Here is a 23,999-nt window from a genome sequence, read left to right as displayed (position 1 = left end):
CAAAAAAATCCCTCCGTACATTTTTTTGTACGGAGGGTGCTGTAAAACTATCTTCTACATTCTGTTCTTATTTTTTCTTTCTACGATATACAAGGATTCCTCCAATACATACCACAGCCACGATCAAAATGATCACAAATGTCATGATCGGTGTACTGTCTCCCGTCTGCACTGCAGATTTCTGATTTGTCTGTGTCACTGCCGGACTCGGAGTCGCAGTAAGAACTGCTGCCTGTGATACCGTAAAAGTAACCGTACTTTCTGACTGTGTACCGGTATCCTTCCAGCTGGAGCCGTCATATTTCTGCTGTCCAAAGGTAACTTTCAGAGTATATTTTCCTGGCTTGCTGACACGGAATGTTGCAGTATAAGGCTCTCCATCCCAGGTACGGGTCTCTGTGATCTTCCAGCTCTTCGGCTGATATCTGGTATCTCCCTTACGCGGGTTTGTATTATCCATCCCTGCACCAGATGCTGTAAAGGTGATCTTTGTATTGGTATCATACTTGCCATTGGAATCAATTCCTGTGATCTTATTGTCCGATGCAGCGGCTTCCGTGCCCTGATATCCATTTACTGTAATACTTACTGCGATCACTGTACTGATCTTGTTAGGATTCTTAACCCCCTCCGGAAGAATGACAGTACCTTTTACATTAAATATCTGACGTTCTGCAGAAGACGGATCATAAGAAGATCCCTTAACATCCCATTTAACAGATGCCTTCTGCTCTCCCTTTGTTGTAGTGATCTTTACTGTTCCCGGAAGCTTCAGGGCTTTCTGGGTTTTCTGGGTTCCATTGGGAAGATCTTTGATATCGGATGGCTTTTTGATACCTGTAAGGTTATTCGCCTTCTTACTGTTATCTGTTTTTTTCTTTGTAACGCTGAAATGAACGTTTACATAAGCTTCCACATTTGCATCATTGGCGATCACAATGTCTTCCAGATATTCCCCCTGTGAAAGTCCGCTGACCGGCTGTACGCTAAAGGTTGCATTATCTCCTGCTTCCAGCTCTGTGGCGGAAAGTGTACCAATTGTATATGCATTTGATGAAGGCTGTTTCAAAACGATCTTTGTATTTCCGGTGTTGGTAACTGTAACTTTCTTCGCATCAGGAAGTTCCTTATAGCCTTCCTCTTTAGTTCCAAACTCCAGACTGTCTGTTACCGAAAGACCGGGATTGGGTTCCGGTTCCGGCTCCGAAACTGTAAATTCCAGCCGGACTTCAGCCAGTGTGTTTCCGGTATTCTGATCTGTCACAGAAATCGTATCACTGTGATCTCCGGCCTGAAGACCAGTCTTGGGCTGTACGGTAAAGGTTGCCGCCTTATCTCCGGGATTGAGCACTTCCGCAGAAGGCTCTCCCACCTCATAATCCTCCGGAGCAGAAAGCTGGATCCGGATAGCCTCTGTACCTGTATTCTCTACGGTTACAGGCTTTGCATCCGGCGCAGTCTCATAGCCCTGTTCCAGTGTTCCAAACTTCAGAGGGCCTTCCGGTTTCACTGTTGCAGTAACTGTTTTTGGTGTTTCTGTCTTTACCATAACCGAAGCCGTCACTGTAGCAGATGCTTCCGTGCTTTCATCAGAAGCAAATACAAGCTCTTCCACGTATGGATCATCTTTTGCAGAGAGTCCAAGCTTAGGCTGTACGGTAAAGGTCTGCTCTCCTCCCTGCGCCAACTGGATTTTTCCGCTGCTCTCCACTTCACTGACCGGCGCAATATCAAAAAACTCCGACTCAGGCTGTACTAACGTCACAGCTTCTGTACCTTCGTTTTTGATCGTGACTGTACCTGTTGTTTCTACCTTTTCATAACCGGCAGTCAGATCATCAAAAGGCAGTTCTGTCGGATCCGCAGTTAGCTTATATATTTTTTCCGTTGCAGGGTCCGATGTTTCCCCAGGATCTGTCTGCTCATTACTTTCATTATCTTCGGCTTTTTTATTTTCCGGTTCTTTTACTGTAAAGTCCGCTTCAAAGAAGACATCGGCACCTTCTTCTGTATGATACGTGATCAGATCTTTGTATTCTCCAGCCTTCAGACCTTCTCGTGGTTTTACCCACACAGCAACACTTTCACCACTCTTTAATGGCGCATCGTTAATATCCGCAGCCATGAAATTCTCCGGGGCGATCTCTTTAAAATTAAGATCTCCGGTTCCGTTATTTGTGATAGTAACCATCTGTGCTTCCGGAATTTCCGTATATCCCTCTTCCACGGAACCAAAATCCAGAATTCCACTTCCATCTTCCGTATATGCAGATGCCGAATATGTCGGTTCCTCATTTTTTTCGGTAGCGTCTGCTGCTGTATCTGCGGAAGCTGGCGTCTCCGTCTGATTGTCTCCGGATGCATCTGTCTCATCGGTATTTTGAGACCCTGACTGTTCTCCGTTTACTTCTATAACAGAGTTTTCAGCAGGCTCCTGGGTATCTGCAGGTTCCTGTACATCTGTATTCTCCTGCACATCCGCAGACTCCGTTTCTTCTGCCGGCTCTATGGTTTCCTCAGGCTGAGCACTATCAGGCTCCTCTGACGTTCCAGCTTCTGTATCCGGCGTGTTCTCTGAAGACTCCGAAGCTTCACTTTCCTCCGCATCCGGATCTTCTCCTGCTGCTTTGGCTTCTTCCTTTTTCTTTTCTGCCAGTGCTTTGGCTTCCTCCTCTGTTTCGGAAACCTCCTGGGTCGTCACCGTAAGCTCACCACTGACTCCCGTCTCTTCTTTTCCGGTGATCTTCAGAACGATCGGAATACCCAGATCTTTTTCATCGATTTTATAAGTCTTGTCAGTTCCTACCTCTGTAAGAAGGTCTCCGTCTTTTAATGACCAGGAAAAACTCACATTATCATCTGTGATCCCCTCCGGCTTGACCTTTGAGTAATCTGCACTTAAGGTAGACCCGATCGCAAGTGTTCCTTTGACCTTCAGCTTTCCATCAAGATTTCCAGATGGAGCTGCAGTGGCAAATACCATCGATGGAAGCAGCGTTACAATCATAAGCACAGCCATGACGACTGCCAGCACTCTGCTTTTTTTCATATCCCATCCTCCTTTACATCATTTTATTTTCCCCACATTTACCCTTTCTACGCAGGGCTTTCTTTTTGCTGATGCAAGTTTATCATATTTAATTTTCAGAGGTGTAATCCCTGCTTTCCGTCAGCCTTCTACGATCATATATTTTCCGTCCGGGAGTTTAAATACTTCGCTTTCTTCTTCCAGCTCCTTCAGGGAAATCCCCTCCACATCTGCGCCCATTCCATCCAGATATTTTTTAACATCCTTCAGGGAATCCAGCACAACTGCCATGCAATCCTCGAGAAATTCCTCTGCCTCCTCAAAATCCTCTGCTACCGGCTCATCAAAAAGCTGACCCTGTTTTTCCAGAAATGTCTGGACATATTCTTTCTTGTACATATTAAAGTACCTCCTTTATATCTCCGCCCGCCGCAATCAGTCTGCGAAGTACTGGTTCCACCTTCTCTGTCTCGTAGAAAGCCGCCGCCTTTACCCCTGGCTTCGCATGCTTCATGGCAAAGCTGTATTTTACAGATTTCATCATTTCAATATCATTGTATTCATCCCCGAACGCCATGCATTCATCCGGTCCGATTCCCAAAAGTTCCTGGTATTTACGGATCCCTTTTGCTTTGTTCGTGGTAAATGGAACAAAATCCACCCACGCAAATCCGGATGTCACAACAGTACATCTGTCTTTGAACCGTTCTCTCCAGTACTGGATGGATTCCTCCGTCATTCCTTCTCTCTCATAAACTGCAACCTTCATACAAGGCTCTGTGATCTCATCAAAACTCTTTATGATCTTACACTGATTTTTTACTTCTTCGATCATCAGATGGCGATAATGTTCTGTCTTGGGCATGATATAATAAAAATCCTTTGTAGAACAGGAAAATTCCGCTCCGGGCTTTTCCCATATTACCTGAATGATCTCTCTGACCAGTTCTTTGTCAAAGCTGTCGCAGTACAGAAGCTTCTCATTCTGGACAGCGAGCCCGCCATTTTCACTGATAAATGCCATCTCGTCCTTTACCGGCGCAAAAAGATTCCTCATATTGGCATACTGTCTGCCACTGGCTGCCACAAAGAGGATTCCCATTTTTTTCAGTTCCTTTACCAGCGGAAAGATCTCTTCCGGCAGCGTCTGTCTTCCACCGATAAGCAGCGTTCCATCCAGATCGCTGGCAACCATCTTAATCATGCTGCTTCTCCTCATAAATAGTAAACAGATCACCAGGTACAGCTGCTACAATATCTGCACCGTTATTTTCAAGCTCTTCTCTGTCACGGAATCCCCATAGTGCACCAACGGTATACATTCCGGCAGCACTTCCTGTCTGCATATCTGTCTTTGTATCTCCGATATACATACATTCTTCCGGCTTTACGCCGAAATCTTCTGCAATCTTCAGCGGACCATCCGGTGCCGGCTTTCTGCGGATCCCTTCCTGCTGTCCCATCACCTCATCAAACAGATCGCCATAGATCGCCTTTACCACTTTCTGCGCCGCAACATGAGGCTTATTGGAGCATACAGCCATCTTAAGGCCTGTATGTTTCAGCTTCTGAAGGGTTTCCGGCATATCTTTATATGGCACAACTTTATACAGCGGATCTTCATCAAATTTCCTGCGATAAAGTTCCCTGACTTCTTCGTAGTGTACCAGCTCCGGATCTCCTGCATCGATCAGGCATCTTCTGATCAGCATATCTGCACCTTCACCGCTGTAATAACGAAAATTATCTGCCGGCTGTGGTTTCAGGGAAAACTTTTCCATGATCTCATTCGCCACATATGCCATAGATTCCAGTGTATCCGCAATTGTTCCATCCAGATCAAATATACAAGCTTTTATCATTTTGTCTTTCATCCTCTCAGGTTCATTCCCAGTTTTTTTGTCTCATAGATCAGTCTTGCCACAGGCAGTCCCACCACGTTGTTATAATCACCACGGATTCCCTTCACATAGGCTCCCCAGGCGCCCTGGATCCCATAGCTTCCGGCTTTGTCCATTGGGTCTTTGCTGTTTACATATTCCTTTATTTCTTCCTCTGTCACCGGATAAAAGCTCACATCTGTGCACTCATGGAAGGTATGAGCTTTCCATCTCCCTTTTTCTCTTATCAGCAAAGTTACACCGGTATATACCTGATGTGTATTCCCCTGCAGCATAGCGAGCATCTCTATTGCAGCTGTCTCATCTGCCGGTTTACCTAAAATCTTACCCTCATAAGATACAACGGTATCTGCACCGATCACAACCACATCTCTCAGATCTCGGTTCTCCTCTTCCTCCAGCGCGTATGCCGTAAACATAGCTTTCTGACGAGAAAGTTCCTCCACCACTTTCGCAGGCTCTGCACTGGTGATCCGTTCTTCCCCGCTGGCAGGCTTCACTTCAAAGGCGACTCCTACCTGGCTTAAAAGTTCCCGCCTCCTGGGAGATGCGGAAGCAAGCACGATTTTCTTCATGTGTAATTCCTCTCTTTCCTGTGTTATCAGTATAACCGTTTCTGTAAATGGGCGCAACCGAAATCGTTGCAGGAGCATTTTGTACTTATCCATTTATTCCTGATGACGATAAAACAAAACAAGCAGTACACCCTGATACCTGTTCACGGTGTACTGCTGTCATATGTTTCGTATTCTTTTTGACAGTTTTTATGCTTTCGGTAATTTGAAAGAGCTCTTCAGAGATACAATGCGGTTAAATACCGGTGCTCCCTCCCTGGAGTCATGGATATCTGCGCAGAAGAAACCGTTACGTACAAACTGATAGCTGTCATAACCTTTTGCTTTCAGAAGCTCCGGCTCTACATAAGCACTTGTTACTGTAAGAGAATTCGGATTTACATTAAGAGAACCATCTTCTTTATTGTAAACACCTTTTTCTTCATCTACGATATTCTCGTAAAGTCTTACCTCAACTTTACCTGCATTGGATGCTTCCACCCAGTGGATCGTTCCTTTTACCTTACGTCCGTCCGGTGCATTTCCGCCCTTGGTCTCCGGGTCATAGGTACAGTGGACTACACGGATCGTTCCGTCGTCATCTGCCTCATAACCTGTGCAGGTTACAAAATATGCATTCATAAGACGAACTTCATTTCCAATATAGAGACGTTTGTATTTCTTAGGAGGCTCTGCCATAAAATCATCACGTTCAATATAAAGTTCTCCACTGAACGGAATCTTTCTGGTTCCAAGTTCCTCATTCTCCATATTATTCGGAGCTTCAAGATACTCAACCTGTCCTTCCGGATAGTTATCGATCACGAGCTTGATCGGATCAAGAATCGCCATCATACGCGGACGTTTCAGCTTCAGGTCCTCACGGATGCAGTACTCGAGCATTGCATAATCTACAGAACTGTTCGCCTTTGAAACACCACAGAGTTCTACAAATTTACGGATAGACTCCGGTGTAAATCCACGGCGGCGAAGTGCGGCGATGGATACTAGTCTCGGATCATCCCATCCATCTACGATGCCGTCCTCAACAAGCTTCTTGATATAACGTTTACCTGTAACAACGTTGGTCAGGTACAGCTTTGCAAACTCGATCTGCTTCGGTGGGTGCGGATATTCCAGTTCCTTTACCACCCAGTCATAAAGCGGTCTGTGGTCCTCAAACTCCAGAGTACAGATAGAATGTGTCACACCCTCAATGGCATCCTCGATTGGATGAGCGAAGTCGTACATCGGATAGATGCACCATTTATCTCCTGTATTGTGATGTGTCATGCGGGCTACACGGTAAATGACCGGGTCACGCATGTTCATATTCGGTGATGCCATATCGATCTTGGCACGGAGAACCTTCTCGCCATCTCCGTATTTGCCCTCACGCATCTCTTCAAAAAGCTGAAGATTCTCTTCTACAGTACGGTTTCTGTACGGGCTCTCTTTACCTGGCTCTGTAAGAGTTCCTCGGTACTCACGGATCTGGTCTGCAGTCAGGTCGCAGACAAAGGCCTTGCCTTTCTTAATAAGTTTCACTGCTGCCTCATACATCTGATCAAAATAATCAGATGCAAAGAAAAGTCTGTCTTCCCAGTCTGCACCAAGCCATTTCACGTCAGCCTTGATGGACTCTACAAATTCGGATTTCTCCTTTGTAGGGTTGGTATCATCAAAACGGAGATTGAATTTTCCGTTGTATTTCTGAGCCAATCCATAATTTAAAAGAATGGATTTCGCATGTCCGATATGAAGATAGCCGTTAGGTTCCGGTGGGAAACGTGTATGCACGGTGTCATAAACGCCTTCTTCAAGATCTTTGTCTATAATATTTTCAATAAAGTTTTTGGAAACTGTTTCGTTCTCCATTGCTTTCCCTCCTAAATATCATCCTGATGTTTTATCTTATCATAAATCCGGAATTTTTGAAACCCGCAAAACCTTTATCTAAACAAAAAATTGTCTGTTTTTAGACACAAAAAAAGCTGCTGACGGGAATCGAACCCGTGACCTCCGCCTTACCAAGGCGACGCTCTACCGACTGAGCCACAGCAGCTTGTTTCGCGACGTTTGTGCCGCTCACAGTTGTTTATATTATCAGATGATTGTCATATTGTCAATACATTATTTTTATTTTTTTAAAAATTCATATTTTCATGATTATAGCACAAAAAATCCTGTGTGCTGTCGCTCACAGACACAGCACGCAGGATTCTCTTTTTACTCTTCTGTCTTTGTCTCTTCTGCTTCTGTCTCTTCTTCCGCTTCGGCCTCCGATTCATCATCTGCAGGTGTTTCCTCTTCTGCTTCTGTTGGTGCCTCTTCAGCATCCTCTGCCTCTTTGGAAACTTCTACAGTCTCAGATGCAGTCTTGTCCCAGTCCTGGAAGACTTCTTTCTCTTCTTTTTCTTCCTTCTTCTCGTCATCCTTGAAATCATCAAGATCTTCGAAATCATCCTCAAAGTCTTCTTCGCATACAGATCGTCTGGATACAAGTGCTGCGATAGCTCCTGCTGCGGCAGCGGTAAGCGCTCCTACTGCAACAAGTCCCCAATATTTATTGATCTTTGCCATAATTTGGTCTCCTTTCTTATTCTGCTCCTTATGAATATTATTTTAATACTTTTATATTCAAAAGGAAAGAGGTATTTACTCTTCTCAAAAATAGCTTTTAATTTTCCCACGGATCCTCTGCAGTGCATTATCAATGGATTTCGGTGTTTTTCCAAGGATCTGGGCAATATCCATATATCCATTTCCATCCAGATACAACTGCAGTACCCTGTTTTCCAGAGGGCTCAAGCTCTTTTTCATTTCATTTTCAAGAGCCGCCACATTTTCCCGGTCGATCAGGATCGATTCCGGATTATCATGCTCCACACAGGAATCTCTGAAGTTTTCCTCCGCCTCTCCGTCGCTTAAAGACACATAAGTGTTCAGTGGCTGATGTTTCTGGCGGTTTGAACTTTTAATTGCAGTATATATCTGTCTGTCAATACATATATTTGCAAAAGACTGAAAAGACGACTCCCTGTCTGACTGGTAATCACGGACTGCCTTAAACAGTCCGATCATCCCCTCCTGTATCAGATCATCTGTGTCCCCACCTATCAGAAACATGGCACGGGCTTTTTTTCTGACCAGACCTTTATACTTTTCCATCAGATAATCTGCAATTGCAGATTCCCCTGCACGAAGTCTTTTGATAAGAGCTTCATCCGTCATCTCATTATATCGGCACATTTTTTCTCCGAACAGCTATGGCTGTATTTGATGTATTTATTTTGACAGTCTCTGTCTCACGATTTCAAAAGCAAGCACCCCTGCTGCTACAGAAGCGTTAAGGGAATCGATATCCCCTTTCATCGGGATCGCGGTAGTAAAATCACATTTCTCTTTTACAAGGCGGCTTACACCATTTCCCTCATTTCCGATCACAAGGCCAATAGGTCCTGTCAGATTCTGACGGTACATCACCTCTCCGTCCATATCTGCACATACGAACCAGATGCCTTTTTCTTTCAGTTCATCAATAGTCTGTCCCAGATTAGCAACCTTGGCAACCGGTGTATAATTCAGTGCGCCTGCCGACGTCTTTGCAACCGTAGCAGTCAGTCCTACTGCTCTGTGTTTGGGAATGATCACACCATGAGCACCTGCGAGATTTGCGGTACGGATGATAGCTCCCAGATTATGAGGATCTTCAATATTATCAAGAAGAATGATAAACGGAGGCTCTCCCTTATCTTCTGCTTTTTTCAGGATATCTTCCACTGTAGAATAATCATAAGCCGCAACCTGTGCGATCACACCCTGATGTGCACCTGTCTCGCTCATGGAATCCAATCGTTCCTTTGGAACAAATTTTACAATGGTATCATGTTTTCTGGCTTCTCTTGCGATGGTGCGGACCGGTCCGTCCTGACAGCCATCCAGAATAAACAGTTTATCAACACATTTACCGGAACGAAATGCCTCAAGGACCGCATTTCTTCCTTCTATCATTTCAGTCAATTTAAATTTCCTCCTTCTCAAGTCCTGCATGGACCAGTTCCAGTATCCTTGAAAAATCCTCTTTCAGGTAAAGATATCCCATCAGCGCCTCAAACCCTGTGGCACGCCGGTAATCCGCCATGGTGGCATGTTTGGCCATGGTAGCGGAATGCGCATTCCTTCCTCTTCGATATACACTTTTTTCTTCTTCTGTCAAAAGTGGTTCGAGGATCTCCATCATACCCGACTGCGCAGATGCTTTTACAAGGCTGCTAGCTTTTTTGTGGAGACGATTTACCGGACAATTCGCTTTTTTCACAAGAATAGTACGGATCACCAGCTCATAAACACCATCCCCGATATAGGCCAGCGTCAGCGGCGAATAAGTCCGAAGGTCTGCGTCTTTCAGATCAAACAGCTCTTTCAGTTTCTTTAAGCTCTCTGCCATTTCACACCTTCTCTTGTATCTTTAAGGATGATACCTTTTTTCAGGAGCTCATCTCGGATCTCATCTGCTCTCTTGAAATCCTTTGCCTTTCTTGCAGCTTGGCGTTCCTGGATCAGATCCTCGATCTCTTTGTCAAGAATCTCTTCTTTTTTCTCGATTTTCAGTCCCAGCACATCACTGAGCTTAAAAAGTTCCTCATAAAGACCACCGGCAAACTCCCTTGAGCTGTTCTCGTCTACGTTTGTGTTGGCAAATTTTACAAGCTCAAAAATTGCCGCAAGTGCATCTGCAGTATTAAAATCATCATCCATGGCCGCTTCAAATTTGGTAACAAAACCTTCTGCCTCTTTGAGAAGCGCAAGCTCTTCCTCTGTAATATTCTCTGCCGCCCCATTGTCTTTACGGTCGCTGAGCTTGCCTGCCGCCTCAAGGATACGCTCCAGAGAGTTCTTTGCTGCCTCCATCAGATCTGCGCTGAAGTTCAGCGGACTTCTGTAATGTGCGTTCAGCATAAAGAAACGGAGAACCTGAAGATCATACTGTTCACCGATCTGACGAACGGTACGGAAATTTCCGAGAGATTTGGACATCTTGCGGTTGTCGATGTTCAGGAAACCATTATGCATCCAGTATCTTGCAAAAATCTTACCATTGCAGCACTCACTTTGTGCGATCTCATTCTCATGATGCGGGAAGATCAGATCCTCACCGCCTGCATGGATATCAATCTCTTCTCCGAGATATTTCTTGGACATAACAGAGCACTCAATATGCCAGCCAGGACGTCCGTCGCACCACGGTGATGGCCAGGACGGCTCGCCCTCTTTCTTTGGTTTCCAAAGCACGAAGTCTAACGGATCTTCCTTCTGATCCTCACCGGATACCTTAAGAGAACGGAATCCTGACTGGAGATCATCCAGATTCTTATGAGAAAGCTTGCCATACTCTTTGAATTTCTTTACACGGAAATAAACGGTCCCGTCAGCTGCCGGATATGCATATCCTTTATCAATAAGAGTCTGGATCATGTCGATCATGCCCTGGATCTCCTGTGTAGCCTGAGGTGCAGTTGTAGCAGGTTTTACATTCATATCTGCCATATCCTTCTTGCACTCTTTGATATAACGGGTAGAGATTTCCTCTGCGGAAACGCCCTCTTCAATGGCCTTCTTAATGATCTTGTCATCTACATCGGTAAAGTTGGATACATAATTTACTTCATATCCTTTATATTCCATATATCTGCGCACCGTATCAAAAATGATCATAGGGCGGGCATTTCCGATATGGATCAGATTGTATACCGTAGGTCCGCAGACATACATTTTTACTTTTCCTTCTTCCAGAGGTACAAATTCCTCTTTTCTGCGTGTCAGTGTGTTAAAAATCTTCATGTTACTCTTCCTCCAATTTCCCGATTCTGTACAGGGAGCAGATCGCCTGTGAGGAGATTCCCTCTCCCTGTCCTGTAAATCCAAGGCCTTCCTCTGTGGTCGCCTTGATATTCAGCTGTGATATTTTAATCCCAAGTGCTTCTGCGATATTTTCTCTCATCGTCGGAATATGTGGTGCCATCTTCGGTTTCTGAGCAATGATGGTGGCATCGATATTTCCGATCGCATAGTCATTCTCCTTCAGTAATCCGGCAACATGCACCAGAAGTTTCACACTGGAGATTCCCTTATATGCAGGGTCTGTATCCGGAAAATGCTTTCCGATATCTCCAAGAGCCGCAGCTCCCAGAAGTGCATCCATGATCGCATGGATCAGAACATCCGCATCCGAATGGCCCAAAAGACCTTTTTCCCAGGGAATATCAACACCACCAAGGATCAGCTTCCTGCCCTCTGTCAGTTTATGTACATCATATCCCATTCCTACTCTCATCAAACCGTTCATCACTGCCTTTCCTGAAATTTATGTCAAGTCAAAAGAACCTTTTATGAGCTGTTCCTGCTCAGTATGTGAGCATCTTCCGAAGTCTCAGAAGGCTCAGCCTTCTTCTTGTATACGGTGCAAGTCTGAGACTCTCCTCGATCGCTTTTCCCGGCAGTCCGATATCCCGGACTCTGCTCACGCAGCCAACGATACTCATCATCTCCTGCATATCTGTAACTGCAGGAAGAAGATCTATGATCTTAAGGATTTCCGGAAGTGCACCGGAAAGTGTTTCTGTGCTTACATCGTCCAGAAGTTCCGGGGTGTTTTCTTTTTCAAGTGCTCCAAGAATCCCTTTTCTGCCGAAGGTCTCCTGCAGGAGTTCTGTGTCTCCGTCTGTAAAGGCATGCACTCTGCAGGCTCCTCTTCGGATAGCATCTGCAAGCTTTTTATATTCCAGAAGGACCAGCATGGTTGCTGCAGAAACCTTCTCCCCGTGAAGAGCATCCAGGTGACCATTGACCACTTCCATATCCCAGAGGTGGACCATATGGTGCTCCGCCCCGGATGCCGGTCTGGAGTTTCCTGTCATCTGCATGGCCAGTCCGGAAAGGATCAGCGCATACATCAGCTTCTCACATGCATCTTTCTCTCCTGCTGCAATTTCTTTCAGATTATCCTTAACAGTCCGGATCGCTTTTGTTTCCAGGTCTGCCACCGCTGTACAATAGTATTCATCCACAAGAATACTTGCTATCTTCCAGTCTGCCAGCGCAATGTATTTTCCCAGAATATCCGACACCCCGGCTGCTGTAAGCCTTGCAGGCGCCTTAGCAAAAATATCCGTATCCGCAAAAACAAAAAGTGGCGCAGATGCCTGAAATACTTTTTTTACACCATTCCAGGTCATGTCTGCTACTGTGGAAGTAAATCCGTCTGAACTGGCTGCGGTGGGCACAGAGACAAAAGGGATCCGGTACTGATGGGCGACAAAACGGCTGAGATCATGGATCGTCCCCGCTCCAACTGCAAGAACAAGATCGATGTCCTCTTCCATATAATTCTCCACGATCTCCACGGCACGCTCATCTGCCTCAAGACCTTCAGCATCCAGGATCAGTACCTGACACCGGTCGTAGATATCCTCCATCAGTTCCTCTGTAGCTTTGTAACTGTTCGTGTCACAGATCAGAAGCGGGGAAATACATTCTTTCAGATCACCGTCTGACATTTCCTTTTCCAGTTTCCCGATAGCTCCTGATTCAATTACAATTTCTCTAACGTCTATGTGGTGCTCCCTCCCGCAGCTGCAAGGTCGGGCAAAATCGTCCGCATCGACTCGCATGTACTTATGTCCTCCTGACTTCTTTTAATGATTCACAGCGTATTTCTCTGTCCGCTGAATGATACAATATTACAGTTTGGTATTATACAGGATTTTTTTTTATTACGCAATGATAGAGTTCAACTTGTTTCATCATATAGCAAAAATCCTTTATTTTCAAGGATTTCCGGTGTTTCTACGCCAAACAATGTTTCGTCTGGTTGCGTCTATTTTCTTTTGTTTGTCACAAAAATTGTCATAATAAAAAGCCACGCCCAATAAAGGGAATGGCTCTGATTATTACATTACATTTTCAAGCTTTTTCATTTCATTCTGTAAACGTGTAAATTTTTGCCCTAAATGTTCTGCTGACAAAAAAGCTCAAAAGCAATATAACGACCGGAAACGCAAAAAGAATCCTACTATTACAGAGATTTGATTAAGGGAAAGAAAGTTTCTCCTTGCCCTAATGACTATAACTCTTCTATTCAAACTCAAAAGCAGTATGAAGAATGGTTAAAACAAAAACATCAAGAATTGACAAAAAGGCCAAAGAAACACCCGGTACATTAATTTGCACCGGGTATTTTTATATGTTCCATTCTGTTCTAAGTTGTGTTATACTGACTGCGTTGTCCAACCGAGACCCGGCAACGGGGGGAGGTGAACACATGGAAATAGTCATATCTTTTTTAGTGGCTGTTGCGGCAGGTGTGACTTGCCATCTCATTTGCAAATGGTTAGACAGTCATAACAAGGACAACGAATAGCCTGGTGGATGCTCAACCACTGAAATAAAAAGAGAAGAACCCTCGCATGTATTGGTGGTACATACGGGGGTTCGTTCTTTGTTCACATGGAACATCGTCATATCTTTTTTGCCTACTGGCATTATAGCATATGCCGATCATGAAATCAATATGCTTCGTCTTTGTAAATCCGTGATTTTTCCGCCGTTTGTCACAAAATTGTCACAAAATCATATTTTCAAAGCATCCCACACATCCAAAAATGCTTTAAAATCAACACTTTCCAGACTTCACGGTATAAATATATTGCTTTCTTTTTTTACGCAATAACGTGCTTTGACTTGTTTCATCTTATACCAAGAATCCTTTGTTTTCAAGGATTTCCAGTGTTTCTACGCAAAACAATATTTCGTCTGATCGCGTCTATTATCTTTTATCTACTCTGAGCTGAAAGCTAATTATATTTCTTGCATATCTGTTTATTTTTATACATATAAGCATCTGCAGCATCCAATAACATCTGCATTGTACACGACATATCATCGGAGGATAATGCCCATCCGCATGCATAGTCGATTGGTATTTGATTTTCATAACTATTTAATCTGTCTTTTTCTCTGTTCAAGGATTTTAATATTTCCTTAATTTTCGCCTCGCTTGTATGATAAATGACTGCTATAAACTCATCTCCGCCATATCTTCCAACAAAATCCTTTTCTGGAATAACACTGCGCAAAAGCTTTGCGAAATTTATTATTAACTGATCTCCTGCGGAATGTCCCATTGTATCATTTACAGTTTTTAAATTATTTAAATCAAACATTATGCAAGCTGTAGGATCTGTAATTATATCTTTTTTATTAAGAAGATCATTACAGGCATTTTTATTTGGCAGCCCAGTATGGGCATCTATGAATGCTTTCTGTTCCAGCAGTCTGTTTTGCATTGCCATCTGCATTGCCCTTAGAGTCTGCATAATAACCAATATCACCAGACTCAACATATCAAGTGCCGACAAAAGCTCTATAGTACGAATCTTTACAGCGATCTTTTCTGAATAGCTTTCTGCGGAAGAGACAGTTTCATCTGCCATCGAAAAATATATTTCACTCATATTAACAATGTCTGTATTTTCGTATCCCTTGTTTCTTGCTGCTTCAATTTCTGTTTTCAATTTATCCCAGTAATCACTCTGGATTTGCAATTTTTCCTGGTATTCTTCGTCATTGAGTTTTACCAGATCATAATGTCCATCCTGATATCTCAATCCAAGAAGAATATCATCCAAATATTTAATTAATTCTTCATTTTGGTTTCCTGTAATTTCTAATTTTACTTCACGCTGTGTAGCTCCACGTACCAGACCTGCATAATTTATTACGCGTGCTGTCCCCTGCAGCCTACTAATCTGAATCATCATAAAAATAATAAGAACTACTAATATCAATATAAGGAAACTCTGTATAATACCTATTATATTTTTACTTTTCTTGTTTGTCTGCATTTCACAATTTATCCCAAACCTTAAATAATATTCATTTACTTTCCTACAGGAAATCAAATGACAGACTTTTGGTCAGCGAACTTTCATTAAGAATATTAATCTTTGAAGATGGAATGACAGTTGCAGCAGTTTTCTTGTTGCTTTATAACTTCCGCTAACATCAACAGCAGCTTATCAATCCACTCATGTCATTGATGTTTGGATCATAAACTGTCTGTGTACAAATATCGGGAAGATCATCTCCTGTTGATAAATCATTCCTCAAAAAAAGCACTGCCAACCAGACAGTGCACCTCATTTTATGCAACTGGCTGCCATTTTACAGGCCCTGTAGCTTTGCGTCCCAGACTTTCATCTGGTTTGCCGATTTCCTTATTATAGCTTTTACACGTATACAAAAAAACTGGTTTTATTATACTATAGTGCTCTACTATATACAAGAAAAACATTACCGTTTTAACGTCCAAAAATAAAAAAAGAACAGCCGATATATATATCGAACTGTTCTCCCACTTCCGAAATCCACGCAGCATTGACATTACCGTTCTATATATTTTGTGATGACAGATATTAAAATCCTCATATCAACCGGCTTCGCCACATGGTCATCCATTCCGGCATGCAAAGCAGCCTGTACATCCTCTGCAAATGCATTTGCTGTCATTGCAATAATAGGGATCTCCTTTCCGTCTGGACGCTCCGACAGATTTCTGATAGCTTTTGTCGTTTCATAGCCATTCATTTCCGGCATCATGATATCCATCAAAATCAGATCAAAGGTCCCCGGAGCTGTATTGCAAAACTGTGCCAAGGCAGATTTTCCATCGGCAGTCCTAGTTACGATCATCCCTTGTTCTTCCAGCAAAGCTGCTGCTATCTCTGCATTTAAATCATTGTCCTCTGCCAAAAGGACATGCAGACCATGTAAATCCATATCTTTCCTTAACTTTTCTTCCTTTTCAGACAGTATCTGTTCTGCTATAAGCAGGGGAATTTCTACCGTAAATGTTGAGCCAATACCCTTTCTGCTGCTGACCTCAATTTTTCCACCCATAAGATCTACATACTGTTTGGCAATGGCCATTCCCAGTCCGGCTCCCTTATAGCTGGTTCTTGCCCCACCATTTTCCTGACTGAACTCATCAAATATTCTGGTCTGGAACTCCTCACTCATACCAATTCCGGTATCTGATATACGATAGCGTACAATTATATGATTCTCATCATTACCCGGAGCGTTTTCTGCAGCGAATGAAATGGTGCCTCCGTCTTTTGTAAATTTGACTGCATTACTGATAATGTTGAGCAATACTTCCCTGATTCTGAGTTCATCTACCATCACATAAGGAGTTTTTAGTTTTTCTCTTGAAACATACAAATTAAGGTCACGATTTTCCATATATCCCTTTGCGATCGACAAAACAGTATTTATCATATCCCTGAGATCTGTCGGTACCGGTTTATATTCCAGTTTACCACTTTCAATGCGGCTGATATCCAACACATCGTTGATCAGTGTCATCAGATATTCTGAACTCTGCCTGATCTTTTTCAGACAATTCTCCACCTCTTTGTCCGGTTTCCTCTTCATGGCAATATCTGTAAATCCAACAATTGCATTCATTGGTGTCCTGAGATCATGAGACATATGGTTCAGGAATGTCGTTTTTGCAATATTCGCCGCATTTGCATTCTGTGCTTCTTTCAGGGCTTCCATCTGTTTTTTTCTACTCACGGAAAGAGAATAAACCAGAAGAAGCAGTACAAAAATAATCACAAACGAAACTCCGATAACTAAGCCTGCATGCTCAGCAAGGATATCCTTCAAGGTCATTTCCTTTTCTGAAACAGAATTCTGTGCAAGGACAACACCATTTAAAACATTGGATGACTGCTCAATTGCTTTATTGATAATGGTAGCTGCTCTTCTGTTTTCTCTCGTCGTGAACATTCCTAATTCCTGCCGTTTTGCCATCTCTGCAAATGACAGACTTTGGGTCAGTGGACTTTCATTAAGAATATTGATCTTTGAGGATGGAACGACAGTTGCTCCCACTTTTCCATTTGCTACAGCCTCCAGGCATTCTTCCTGTGTATCATATTGTTTGATTTCTGCATCTGGAAAAAGAAGGGACACCATCAATCCAGAATACAGTGAGGTCTCTGTCACTGCGACCGTAGAGAGACTGCTGCTATATTCTTTTCCCTTGTAAATAACAACCGGCGTAATATCAAAGATTGCATCCGTCAAAACCACTTGAAACTGTTCCTGTGTATAAAAATCCTGAATGATAGGACCGGCAATATCTATTTTGCCAGATTGCAATGCCTCATTCATCTCTACTCCCGTGGAACATGGAACTGCCTTGATCGTAATTTTATATTTTTCCTGAACAGTATCCAGAACAGTTCCAAGAATTCCTGTGAGTTTCCCATTTTCTTCACCACAAAAAGGAAGATTATCCTTTAGATATCCCACGCGGATCGTATTTTCATGTGCATCCAGCCATTGTTTTTCTTCCTTGTTGAGTGCATAGTTTATGACCGCTTTTCCTTCATAACGGGCATACAGCTTGCTGCTGTAGTCCGTTTCTGTATTGTTGATTTCTTCCATGGCAGAATTTAATTCCTTTAACAGATCTGGTCTGGATTTTGATACACCGAAATAACAGTCACTTGCACCGATATTGGCAATGGCAATAAAATCGCTGTTGACAGACAGCACTGGGATCACAAGTGCATCCAGTTCATCTGCATCCAGTTTTTCTATCATTTCATCATAGCCTTTACAAACAACCACCTCTGCCTGGATCTGATTGCTGTCCAGCCATTTTTCCAGAAGTTCTTTCTGATAGCTTCCATCTGCTACACCAATACGACAGCCATTCATCTGCTTTGGATCACCATCCATAAGATCTGTATGATCTTCCCGGGTATAGATCCAATATCTTTCTGTTCCTGCGGCATAGGTTGAGTAATCTATAGATTCTGCTCTTTCCGGTGTGTAACTGACATTTCCAAGTATATCTATTTCTCCATCTGCCAACATATCCAGACACTCTTTAAATGAGCCATAGACATATTCATACTTCCAGCCAGTTATATACGAAATCTTCTGGAGATACTCATAGCCTGCTCCCTGCTTGTGTTCCCCATAGCCGCCTTCCTGAAAATTGGCATATGGGAAATAGCCAACTCTCACGGTTTTATTTTCTTCCTTTATTACCTGAGTTGTATTCCCATCACTTTTTGTTTCCGACGCATAAACAAAAAACGGTACAAAAAGCAGCATGACAAATGCAAAAATGCTCAAACATACTCTATTATTCTTACTCTTTTTTCTTATCTGTTTTTCTATCTTTCTGTTCATTCATTTCCTCTTTATCATCCAGTAAAGCGGACATTCGCAATCCGCTTTCGCTACTTGCTCATGAACGCAGTCTGTTTGCGTTCATGCTGTTGTCCTTCCCAGTCTGTAAGTTTTCCTGTTTTTTCAATACAGAAAGAATGACCACTCCATTCAGTATAACACGAAATTATTAGTTTTCTTACTGCCTTAAAACTTCCGCTAACATCGACAGCAGTTTATCAATCTGGATCGGCTTTGCAATATGACCATTCATTCCAGCTGCAACAGCATCCCGCTTATCTTCTTCAAATGCATTTGCCGTCATTGCAACGATCGGTATGCATGCCTTATCCTTATCCGGTAAGTGCCTGATTGCCTGTGTTGCTTTATAACCGTCCATTCGGGGCATCTGGATATCCATGAGGATCATATCATATGTTCCCACCGGCATTTTTGTTATCTTATTTACACACTGAATGCCATCCTCCACACGTTCTGTTTTAAGGCCGGCACGCTCAAGTATTGCTTCTGCAATCTCTGCATTCAGATCATTGTCCTCTGCCAAAAGGATATTCTTGCCTTCAAGGATTTTACTGGCTGTTCCAGAGCCTTCATCATGTTTTTTTACATAATAGCTTTCATCCGCTATCCTGTGTTTTAATGTTACAGTAAAGGTGCTGCCCTTTCCAGGCTCACTCTCTACATCTATTGTTCCGCCGAGCAGATCAACATATCTCTTTACGATTGACATTCCCAATCCGCTTCCTGTGATTTTGCTCTTTGTAGTGTTTCGCTCACGCGTGAATGCATCGAAAATCTTTGTCAGATAATCCTGGCTCATACCGATTCCGGTATCGCTCACCCTGGTCCTTACCATCATGTACCCGGGCTCATCACATACTAATTCGTCTATGTTTATCATAACAGAACCACCGGATGGGGTATATTTTATGGCATTGCTCAGGATATTGACAAATATTTCTTTTACCTTGGTAGTATCTGTCAGTATATGCTCATGCTCCACATTTATTGTGTAATGAAGTGCAATATTCTTTTTCTTTGCTTCATCACCAAATATTTCAAATAAAGTCTGCCGGATATCTTCAATCCGGCCATAGTTCTCATCAATTTCCATCTTTCCGCTCTCAATCCGAGCCATATCAAGTACATTATTTATGATTGACAGAAGAAGATTTCCAGACTGCTGCAATTTTTCCAGATGATCTGAAGTTTCAGGCAGATCCTTTTCTTTTAGTTCTTCCTCCATAAGCTGTGCATAACCCAGAATTGCATTCATAGGAGTACGGATGTCATGTGACATATTGTTAAGAAAACGAGTCTTTGCCAGACTGGCATCCTCTGCTTTTTTCAAAGCGATTTCCAGTTTGTCATTGAGTTTTTTTGTATCCTTTGCCGCAAGCTTTGCGACAGCTTCTGCTTTCCTTGCCTTCCGCAAAAGTACGAGGATAATACCAATGATGCTGAGTGCCAAAAATCCTACCGTAGCCAAAAAAACAAGCAGATTGTCTTTTATGAAATCAGAAAATGTTACTTTATCTGCAGTACTGTCATAGATAGCAAGTGCACTTGTAAGCATGTCAGACGGCATGGCCTTTATAGTTTTATTCAGTATTGATAAAAGGCTTCCCTCTCCCTCTCTTACAGTAAAGCATGCCTCCATTGTTTTTGTAAGTGGAACACTCTTGAACTTTTGACTGTTATCATATATCAGCGCCTGGCTTGCTCCCATGAGGAAACAGTCTGCTTTTCCTTGGATGACCATATCTGCTGCATTGTCAAGCGAATCACAATCTACAAGCTTCCATTCAGGATAACTGAATGCAATATGCTGTTTTAAGGCATATTTTTCCTTTGGCACAGCTACAGTATGCACCTTATTCTCATCAAATTTTTCCTCATCAGTTACCGCCATCAAACTGTAAGTCCAGGCTGTGTTTGTAAGTGCATATCCGTTTTGTTCTGCAAAATATGGATTCCTGCCGGCATAAAAAATCATGTCAATCTCACGATTCTGCAGCGCCTGAATCATTTCATCATAATCATCATATGCATGTATATTAAATTCCAGTGTCTGATTTCCCAGACAATCTTTGGCATAGGAGATATATTCCGCCAGCATACCGGTAAGTTTTCCAGTCTCTTCATCCATGGAAAAGATTGCCGGATCATTGTTCAAAAATCCTATCTGGATACCTCCATGTTCTTCCACCCAGACCTTTTCTTTACCTGTAAGAACCTGAATATAATCAAGTGTAAAATACTTCTTATACAGATCTGCCTTAAAAAAGGGACTATCCTGTTCCAGTTGACGCATAGCATAGTCCAGCTCCGTCTTGATATCGCTGCGTTCTTTATTTATTGCAAAATATATGCCTGATTTGCCAATCGTGGTAACGGATGATATTCCCTGTTCAGACCAGATCGATTCCTCCAGAGATACAAAACAGTCGATCTCATGATTTGCTAATTTCTTTTCGACATCATCATCATTATTCACATTTACATGTTCTGTATGTATGCCATTCTTATTTTCCCATTCTGTCAGCATGATCTCAGGTTCTGTATCCATGAGCACACCTACACGTTTCCCATCCAGAGACTTGAAATCAGACATTCCAATATCCGTATCCGATAAATCAGCATAAAGGATATATTTTTCCTCCCCCATCGGTTCATCCGGGAAAAGCATCTTTTGTGCACGTTCATCGGTGTAAGAGATATCACCCATGATATCGATCTCACCATTTTCAAGTTTATCAAAACAGTCAGACCAGTCACATTTCACATACTCAAATTTCCATCCGGTATAACCTGCCAAAGCCTGCATAAGTTCGTATCCATATCCTCGTCTTACACCGTTTTTATCGACATAATTAAAAGTATCCTCAAATGAGCCGACACGGATGATCTGTGACTGCTTTTCATCGTTGTTCGTCTCAGCAGCCCGGCAAGGTACTGTCAATACCATCCATATTCCCAGAAACACAAATATACCTGCACATAGTACGGTTGATTTTTTCCTACTTTTATCCATATTTTTATTTCCTTTATTTGTGCGGTTTTTCTAATACTCCGGACACCTAATCCAGGTTCTTCTGCAGGATGATGATCAATTCCTCTATGACAATTGGTTTGGACAAGAACCCATCCATACCACATTTCAGTGCTTTCTTTCTATCCTCATCAAAGGCATTGGCAGTCATAGCAAGAATAGTAATTCCAGCCAGTGCCGGATTTTCTTTTTCATTAGGATCCTCCTTCTGAGCTTCCTTTGCATTTTTCTATTTTACAATATCAAAATATCCAACGATCCCAATGTATCCATCCTTCTTTAAAGGCGACCACAATGTATGCAATTTCAGTTTATACATCTGGCGGTCATTTTCCACCCTTGCTTTTATCTGCACAGAGATTTCTTTATTTTGTACAGATGTCTGATGTAATAAACCCTGAATATGATGAACATCTTCTTCATTTACTCCGAATTCTTTGAACAGATCAAAATCCGGATTATTTCTCTGATATAATATCTGCTGTTTTCCGTTTAATATAGTCAGCTGACCGGAACTTGTATTGTAATCAATTGAACCCATGCCGCTGTTCGCTTTGAAGAAATCAACCTTTTCCTTCATGACCCTGAGAATACTCTGTGAATAATTTGGGTTCGGTAAAGATCTGTCGCTGAGTATTTCATTTGAAAGTCTCTGCACTTCATGGTAATAGCTATTGTCATCCTTCTCTTTATCAAGCATTTTCGAAAGCTGAAGACGCAGCTCTTTCAGGCACTTAAGGAGGATGGGGTTAAATTGTCCGCATTGCCCATCCAGGATCATCTGGATCGCTGTGTCATGATCAAATGCTTTCTTATAACATCTTTCACTTGTAAGTGCGTCATAAACATCAACGATCGACACCACCTGTGCGGAGATTGGTATTTCTTCTCCTTTCAGTCCATCCGGATAACCTTTTCCATCCCATCTTTCATGATGCCATCTGCAGATTTCCCATGAAGCACGTACCAATGAATTGTCTTTTGGGAAATGCATATCCTGGATCATATCTGCACCAAGTTCACTATGAGTTTTCATAATTCTGAATTCTTCATCGGTAAGTCTGCCAGGTTTGTTCAGGATTTCTTCCGGAATACGGATCTTACCGATATCATGAAGAGAAGATGCTGTTGTGATCAAAGAAATATCTGCCTCTGTCATAGGATAAGCATCTGTTATTTTTACCAGTTGTCTCAGCATCAGTTCTGTTGCTGTTTTAATATGCAGGATATGTTCTCTACTCTCACTGTTACGTGATCCCAGTACATTACTCAGGATCCGGATCATAATATTATTATTTTCTTCTTTTTCGTAAACCTGATCATAAACCACATTAATCAGATGCTTTTGCTTCATATAGAGTCCCAGGGTATTCTGAACTCTTTTCTTTACAATCACAGAATCAAACGGTCGTGTGATATAATCCGTGATTCCCAGCTCATATGCCTTACGCATAGTATCAACGGCATCTTCCGAAGATATCATAATTACAGGAGTTTCAGCAATACACTGGCTTCTTTTCATTATTTCCAAGACTTCAAAACCATTCATCTGTGGCATATTGATATCTAAAAGCATCAGATCAATTCCTATATTTTCTCCTATCATCTGAATTGCCTGATTTCCATTTTCCGCTTCCAGGTAATTATAAGTTTCTCCGAGGATCTCCTTCAACATATCCCTGTTAAATTCTGAATCGTCTACAATCAGGATCTTTTGTCTTTTATCCATATTTTTTTATTTCCTTTATCCAATGGGTTTATGATGTTCCAAGCACCTGGTCAAAGATCGAACGTCGTGTCGCATCACTTAATTCGACAGTCCCTTCTTTATTTCTTCAATCATCCTCTCATATACTTCTGTTACTTTTTCCATTGCCTCCGATATCCCAGGCTGCGCTCCGGTTCTATCTCTCAAAAGTTCTGTTAACTCATTACTAACCTCTTACAGACGGTCAAAAGAAAGATTCTGACAAACCCCTTTCAGTGTGTGTGCACTGCGGAAAGCATCTTCATAATTTTTATTTTCCAATGCCAGTTTTAACTGCAGGTAACTCGGATCCTCAAGGAACTTTAATGTGAATTTCCGGATCAGTGCTTCGCTTTGAAGGCGTCCTAAAACCTCTTCATAATTTCCTCCGATAGCTTCATAGCATTCCTGTATTGTCATGATTTTGTCCTCCTATCTATAT

Annotated in this window: 18 protein-coding genes, 1 tRNA gene, 1 pseudogene and 1 riboswitch; all 20 genes and pseudogenes read right to left on the bottom strand. The window is 42.4% G+C overall.

Annotated elements, in window-relative coordinates; all coding sequences use genetic code 11:
• Positions 1-67: 67 nt before the first annotated feature.
• A complete protein-coding gene (locus tag LKD46_RS05555; protein ID WP_227573905.1) occupies positions 68-3,049 on the bottom strand; it encodes an LPXTG cell wall anchor domain-containing protein in 2,982 nt (993 codons plus the stop codon).
• A gap of 120 nt (positions 3,050-3,169) precedes the next feature.
• Positions 3,170-3,427, bottom strand: coding sequence for a hypothetical protein (locus tag LKD46_RS05550; protein WP_015525887.1), 258 nt, complete (start codon positions 3,425-3,427; stop codon positions 3,170-3,172).
• A 1-nt stretch (position 3,428) separates the two neighbouring features.
• Positions 3,429-4,232: a Cof-type HAD-IIB family hydrolase gene (locus tag LKD46_RS05545; RefSeq protein WP_015525886.1), complete on the bottom strand. Its 804-nt coding sequence runs from the start codon at positions 4,230-4,232 to the stop codon at positions 3,429-3,431.
• Positions 4,225-4,890 (bottom strand): HAD family hydrolase, encoded by a 666-nt coding sequence (locus tag LKD46_RS05540; RefSeq protein ID WP_044961208.1) that lies wholly within the window; start codon positions 4,888-4,890, stop codon positions 4,225-4,227. The genes LKD46_RS05545 and LKD46_RS05540 overlap by 8 nt, the downstream gene beginning before the upstream one ends.
• Before the next feature lie 8 nt (positions 4,891-4,898).
• On the bottom strand, positions 4,899-5,504 hold the full coding sequence (locus LKD46_RS05535) for a Maf family protein (protein WP_022426223.1): 606 nt from the start codon (positions 5,502-5,504) through the stop codon (positions 4,899-4,901).
• A 189-nt stretch (positions 5,505-5,693) separates the two neighbouring features.
• Entirely contained in the window at positions 5,694-7,361 is a 1,668-nt protein-coding gene (locus LKD46_RS05530) for a glutamine--tRNA ligase/YqeY domain fusion protein (RefSeq protein ID WP_015525883.1), read from the bottom strand.
• A 114-nt stretch (positions 7,362-7,475) separates the two neighbouring features.
• Positions 7,476-7,548: transfer RNA gene (locus LKD46_RS05525), tRNA-Thr, on the bottom strand.
• Between the two features lie 164 nt (positions 7,549-7,712).
• Entirely contained in the window at positions 7,713-8,066 is a 354-nt protein-coding gene (locus tag LKD46_RS05520) for a hypothetical protein (RefSeq protein WP_059085171.1), read from the bottom strand.
• An 84-nt stretch (positions 8,067-8,150) separates the two neighbouring features.
• A complete protein-coding gene (sigH, locus tag LKD46_RS05515; protein WP_110101985.1) occupies positions 8,151-8,735 on the bottom strand; it encodes an RNA polymerase sporulation sigma factor SigH in 585 nt (194 codons plus the stop codon).
• A 36-nt stretch (positions 8,736-8,771) separates the two neighbouring features.
• On the bottom strand, positions 8,772-9,497 hold the full coding sequence (rlmB, locus tag LKD46_RS05510) for a 23S rRNA (guanosine(2251)-2'-O)-methyltransferase RlmB (RefSeq protein WP_227573913.1): 726 nt from the start codon (positions 9,495-9,497) through the stop codon (positions 8,772-8,774).
• Between the two features lie 10 nt (positions 9,498-9,507).
• Positions 9,508-9,933: a Mini-ribonuclease 3 gene (locus tag LKD46_RS05505; RefSeq protein WP_021650980.1), complete on the bottom strand. Its 426-nt coding sequence runs from the start codon at positions 9,931-9,933 to the stop codon at positions 9,508-9,510.
• A complete protein-coding gene (gene cysS, locus LKD46_RS05500; RefSeq protein ID WP_021650981.1) occupies positions 9,918-11,327 on the bottom strand; it encodes a cysteine--tRNA ligase in 1,410 nt (469 codons plus the stop codon). Before cysS ends, LKD46_RS05505 begins: the two co-directional genes overlap by 16 nt.
• A 1-nt stretch (position 11,328) precedes the next feature.
• The gene (ispF, locus tag LKD46_RS05495) at positions 11,329-11,820 is read right to left on the bottom strand and encodes a 2-C-methyl-D-erythritol 2,4-cyclodiphosphate synthase (protein ID WP_044961210.1); all 492 of its coding nucleotides are present in this window, start codon (positions 11,818-11,820) and stop codon (positions 11,329-11,331) included.
• A 70-nt stretch (positions 11,821-11,890) separates the two neighbouring features.
• Positions 11,891-13,156: a sn-glycerol-1-phosphate dehydrogenase gene (locus LKD46_RS05490; RefSeq protein WP_110101986.1), complete on the bottom strand. Its 1,266-nt coding sequence runs from the start codon at positions 13,154-13,156 to the stop codon at positions 11,891-11,893.
• Positions 13,157-14,338: 1,182 nt separating this feature from the next.
• On the bottom strand, positions 14,339-15,388 hold the full coding sequence (locus tag LKD46_RS05485) for a GGDEF domain-containing protein (RefSeq protein ID WP_110101987.1): 1,050 nt from the start codon (positions 15,386-15,388) through the stop codon (positions 14,339-14,341).
• A gap of 299 nt (positions 15,389-15,687) precedes the next feature.
• A riboswitch (cyclic di-GMP riboswitch) is annotated at positions 15,688-15,763 on the bottom strand.
• A gap of 163 nt (positions 15,764-15,926) precedes the next feature.
• A complete protein-coding gene (locus tag LKD46_RS05480; protein ID WP_110101988.1) occupies positions 15,927-18,758 on the bottom strand; it encodes a response regulator in 2,832 nt (943 codons plus the stop codon).
• A gap of 178 nt (positions 18,759-18,936) precedes the next feature.
• Complete coding sequence (locus tag LKD46_RS05475; RefSeq protein WP_110101989.1) at positions 18,937-21,792, bottom strand: transporter substrate-binding domain-containing protein; 2,856 nt, start codon at positions 21,790-21,792, stop codon at positions 18,937-18,939.
• A gap of 46 nt (positions 21,793-21,838) precedes the next feature.
• Positions 21,839-22,036: pseudogene (locus tag LKD46_RS16725) on the bottom strand (hypothetical protein); the annotation flags it as partial.
• 3 nt (positions 22,037-22,039) lie between these two features.
• A complete protein-coding gene (locus LKD46_RS05465; RefSeq protein ID WP_110101990.1) occupies positions 22,040-23,539 on the bottom strand; it encodes a response regulator in 1,500 nt (499 codons plus the stop codon).
• 213 nt (positions 23,540-23,752) lie between these two features.
• Positions 23,753-23,977: an Hpt domain-containing protein gene (locus LKD46_RS16635; protein WP_330409171.1), complete on the bottom strand. Its 225-nt coding sequence runs from the start codon at positions 23,975-23,977 to the stop codon at positions 23,753-23,755.
• Between the last annotated feature and the right edge of the window lie 22 nt (positions 23,978-23,999).

Origin of the sequence: Blautia fusiformis (assembly GCF_020686995.1) — a bacterium.
Classification (GTDB): domain Bacteria; phylum Bacillota; class Clostridia; order Lachnospirales; family Lachnospiraceae; genus Blautia_A; species Blautia_A fusiformis.
This window is presented reverse-complemented; position numbering and strand designations above follow the sequence as displayed.

What these genes read in the sequence shown, in the direction of transcription:
- LKD46_RS05555 (WP_227573905.1), bottom strand. Translation starts at nt 3,049, where the DNA reads ATGAAAAAAAGCAGAGTGCTGGCAGTCGTCATGGCTGTGCTTATGATT.
- LKD46_RS05550 (WP_015525887.1), bottom strand. Translation starts at nt 3,427, where the DNA reads ATGTACAAGAAAGAATATGTCCAGACATTTCTGGAAAAACAGGGTCAG.
- LKD46_RS05545 (WP_015525886.1), bottom strand. Translation starts at nt 4,232, where the DNA reads ATGATTAAGATGGTTGCCAGCGATCTGGATGGAACGCTGCTTATCGGT.
- LKD46_RS05540 (WP_044961208.1), bottom strand. Translation starts at nt 4,890, where the DNA reads ATGATAAAAGCTTGTATATTTGATCTGGATGGAACAATTGCGGATACA.
- LKD46_RS05535 (WP_022426223.1), bottom strand. Translation starts at nt 5,504, where the DNA reads ATGAAGAAAATCGTGCTTGCTTCCGCATCTCCCAGGAGGCGGGAACTT.
- LKD46_RS05530 (WP_015525883.1), bottom strand. Translation starts at nt 7,361, where the DNA reads ATGGAGAACGAAACAGTTTCCAAAAACTTTATTGAAAATATTATAGAC.
- LKD46_RS05520 (WP_059085171.1), bottom strand. Translation starts at nt 8,066, where the DNA reads ATGGCAAAGATCAATAAATATTGGGGACTTGTTGCAGTAGGAGCGCTT.
- sigH (WP_110101985.1), bottom strand. Translation starts at nt 8,735, where the DNA reads ATGTGCCGATATAATGAGATGACGGATGAAGCTCTTATCAAAAGACTT.
- rlmB (WP_227573913.1), bottom strand. Translation starts at nt 9,497, where the DNA reads ATGATAGAAGGAAGAAATGCGGTCCTTGAGGCATTTCGTTCCGGTAAA.
- LKD46_RS05505 (WP_021650980.1), bottom strand. Translation starts at nt 9,933, where the DNA reads ATGGCAGAGAGCTTAAAGAAACTGAAAGAGCTGTTTGATCTGAAAGAC.
- cysS (WP_021650981.1), bottom strand. Translation starts at nt 11,327, where the DNA reads ATGAAGATTTTTAACACACTGACACGCAGAAAAGAGGAATTTGTACCT.
- ispF (WP_044961210.1), bottom strand. Translation starts at nt 11,820, where the DNA reads ATGAGAGTAGGAATGGGATATGATGTACATAAACTGACAGAGGGCAGG.
- LKD46_RS05490 (WP_110101986.1), bottom strand. Translation starts at nt 13,156, where the DNA reads ATGCGAGTCGATGCGGACGATTTTGCCCGACCTTGCAGCTGCGGGAGG.
- LKD46_RS05485 (WP_110101987.1), bottom strand. Translation starts at nt 15,388, where the DNA reads ATGCAGACAAACAAGAAAAGTAAAAATATAATAGGTATTATACAGAGT.
- LKD46_RS05480 (WP_110101988.1), bottom strand. Translation starts at nt 18,758, where the DNA reads ATGAACAGAAAGATAGAAAAACAGATAAGAAAAAAGAGTAAGAATAAT.
- LKD46_RS05475 (WP_110101989.1), bottom strand. Translation starts at nt 21,792, where the DNA reads ATGGATAAAAGTAGGAAAAAATCAACCGTACTATGTGCAGGTATATTT.
- LKD46_RS05465 (WP_110101990.1), bottom strand. Translation starts at nt 23,539, where the DNA reads ATGGATAAAAGACAAAAGATCCTGATTGTAGACGATTCAGAATTTAAC.
- LKD46_RS16635 (WP_330409171.1), bottom strand. Translation starts at nt 23,977, where the DNA reads ATGACAATACAGGAATGCTATGAAGCTATCGGAGGAAATTATGAAGAG.